3 protein-coding genes are annotated in these 2,968 nt (G+C 60.7%); all 3 read right to left on the bottom strand.

Features of this window, described 5'->3' with window-relative positions:
- Positions 1-247 (bottom strand): DUF6489 family protein (locus BGN95_RS01325; protein WP_286771383.1); only part of this gene is annotated, 247 nt, incomplete at its 3' end.
- A 120-nt stretch (positions 248-367) separates the two neighbouring features.
- Positions 368-1,102 (bottom strand): YjbE family putative metal transport protein, encoded by a 735-nt coding sequence (locus BGN95_RS01320; RefSeq protein ID WP_286771382.1) that lies wholly within the window; start codon positions 1,100-1,102, stop codon positions 368-370.
- A 24-nt stretch (positions 1,103-1,126) separates the two neighbouring features.
- Positions 1,127-2,383 (bottom strand): transcription termination factor Rho, encoded by a 1,257-nt coding sequence (gene rho, locus BGN95_RS01315; RefSeq protein ID WP_286771381.1) that lies wholly within the window; start codon positions 2,381-2,383, stop codon positions 1,127-1,129.
- Positions 2,384-2,968: the final 585 nt, after the last annotated feature.

Genomic DNA, 2,968 nt, shown 5'->3' with positions numbered 1-2,968 from the left:
TGCTCGACGAACCGCCGGAAGCCGCGCTGATCCCCAGGTCCATCATATTCGAGAACATCTTCATGCCGGCATCGCCCAGTGGCGAGAGGCTGCGGAACATACGCTCCATCTGCTCGAGGTTCGTCTGCCCGCTCATCGCGTCCGTCATCGCCTGAACATAGACGTCATGGATGGGCTTCATATCCGGCAGGCCGAGAAAGGAGCGCGCTTCTTCCGGCGTGCAATCGACATCGACCGTGAACTTCATCGCGCATTCCTTCAGATCGGCTTTGGCGCTCGCTCACCATCGGCAGCGCCAATGCAGGCACGCTAAAGCCAGATTGCAACCGTTGCAATTGATGCGTGTAAAGTCAGACCGCTTCGGCGCTCAGACGAGCGTGAGGATACCGACCTTGGGATCGAGAAAGCCTTCATAGATCATCGTCACGGCTACCCAGAGAATGACGGCAATGCCGACCCAGGCAATCCAGCGGTAGCGATCAATATATTTGGCAATGATATTGGCCGCAACGCCCATCAGGCCGACCGCAAAGATCAGGCCGACGATCATGATGCCCGGATGATCCTTGGAGGCACTGGCCACGCCCAGCACATTGTCGAGGCTCATGCTGACATCGGCAAGGGCGACGGCCCAGGCTGCACTGGCAAAGCTCTTGGCAGGGCGCAGACCGCTCTGCTCATCGCCCTCGATTTCGGGCGAGCCAGCGGAATGCTGGCCCTCGCGCAGTTCGCGCCACATTTTCCACGCCACCCAGAGGAGGAGCAGACCGCCCGCGAGAACCAGGCCGACAACCTGCAAAAGCTGGGTGACGACGAGTGCGAAGAACACACGCAAAACCAGCGCCGCGACGACGCCGATGAAAATCACCTTGCGGCGCTGATCGGCCGGCAATCCTGCCGCCAGCGCACCGACGACAATCGCATTGTCGCCGGCGAGCGTGATGTCGATGATCAGAACCTGCAGCAAAGCCGCCAAAGCGCTCGGTTTGCCGAGGTTGGAGAAATCCGCGACGATATGTCCCCAGACATCCGACAGCGGTCCCAGACCACCGCCGGCTCCACCACCAGCTGCCGCCGCTGCCATCATGGCCAGATCGATCATCGCGTGCGCCCCCCTTTGAACCGCTTACTGGTTCATCGTGGCGAAGAAGTCCTCGTTGGTCTTGGAATCCTTCATCTTGTCGAGCAGGAATTCCATGGCGTCGATCGTGCCCATCTGCATGAGGATACGACGCAGCACCCACATCTTGGTGAGCTTGTCCTTCTCGACCAGCAGCTCTTCCTTGCGGGTGCCGGACTTGCCGACATCCAGCGCCGGGAAGATGCGCTTGTCGGCGACCTTGCGATCCAGGACGATTTCCGAGTTACCGGTGCCCTTGAATTCTTCGAAGATCACTTCGTCCATGCGGCTGCCGGTATCGATCAGCGCCGTGGCGATGATGGAGAGCGAACCGCCCTCTTCGATGTTGCGGGCGGCGCCGAAGAAGCGCTTCGGGCGCTGCAGGGCGTTGGCGTCCACACCACCGGTCAGCACCTTGCCGGAGCTGGGCACAACCGTGTTGTAGGCACGGCCAAGGCGCGTGATGGAGTCGAGCAGGATGACGACATCCTTCTTGTGCTCGACCAGACGCTTGGCCTTTTCAATCACCATTTCAGCGACTTGAACGTGACGCGAGGCGGGCTCGTCGAAGGTCGAGCTGATCACTTCGCCCTTCACGCTGCGCTGCATGTCGGTCACTTCTTCCGGGCGCTCGTCGATGAGCAGCACGATGAGGAAGACTTCCGGATGATTGTCCGTGATGGCGCGCGCAACATTCTGCAGCAGCACCGTCTTACCGGTGCGGGGCGGTGCGACGATGAGCGCGCGCTGGCCCTTGCCCTGCGGCGAGATGATGTCGATCACGCGGGCCGACTTGTCCTTGACGGTCGGGTCGAGCGTGTCGAGGCGCAGCTTCTCGTCCGGATAGAGCGGCGTCAGATTGTCGAAATTGACGCGATGACGGACGACATCGGGATCATCGAAATTGACCGAAACCAGCTTGGTCAGCGCGAAATAACGCTCGCCATCCTTGGGCGCGCGAATCTCGCCTTCCACCGTATCGCCGGTGCGCAAACCGAATTTGCGGACCTGGTTCGGCGAGACATAGATATCGTCGGGACCGGCCAGATAATTGGCCTCCGGGCTGCGCAGGAAGCCGAAGCCATCCGGCAGCACCTCGATCGTGCCCTCACCCATGATCTGCTCGCCATTCTCGGCCTCAGCCTTGAGAATCGCGAACATGAGGTCCTGCTTACGCAAGGTCGACGCGCCTTCAATGCCAAGGTCTTCCGCCATGGCAACGAGTTCGGCCGGGGCTTTGCGTTTAAGGTCTTTAAGATGCATGGAATCTGAGGTCCGACGAAGGAGGTGGATGAGAAGTGGCTGTGCTGGAAGGCCGGTGAACGGCAAGCGGGCGACATGGTTGCACCCTGAGGAGATCGCCTTGAATTAAGCCTGCGCTAAATCCAAGTCAAGCGGGGCTGAAAGCATGCAAAACACCGCTCGTCGCGTCAGGCATGTGACAGCACGATAGCGATAACAATGGCAGTCATCTGCCAGGAATGACCCGCGTCCCAGCCGCCTGCACGGAAACTCGCCAGAAGCACTGCGTTCATGATATGGAATGCGGGCGACATGATCGAAGCAGCGCCAGGCTCGATTGGGGGACATCACCAAGCATATCCGCCTCCCGGAGACGGCACAGATCGAGGCTTATCGCACGGCTCGGGCACGAGGCGCCCGGACCTGTCCCTTGCTCATGCCGCCACGCGGTACGTCGTGGCCGCCACTGCCCGAAAGGAGACGATCTATGATCCTTGGACTGTCCATCCCAACCTTCACGGCGCTGCATGTTGCGATCAGCCTCATCGGCATTTTCACCGGCCTTGTCGCGGTGCCCGGCCTTGCCGCCGGCCGTCGCCTGCCGGG

The sequence above is a fragment of the Sphingomonas sp. 66-10 genome, assembly GCF_001897045.1.
GTDB classification, from domain to species: Bacteria; Pseudomonadota; Alphaproteobacteria; order Sphingomonadales; family Sphingomonadaceae; genus Sphingomonas; species Sphingomonas lycopersici.
This window is presented reverse-complemented; position numbering and strand designations above follow the sequence as displayed.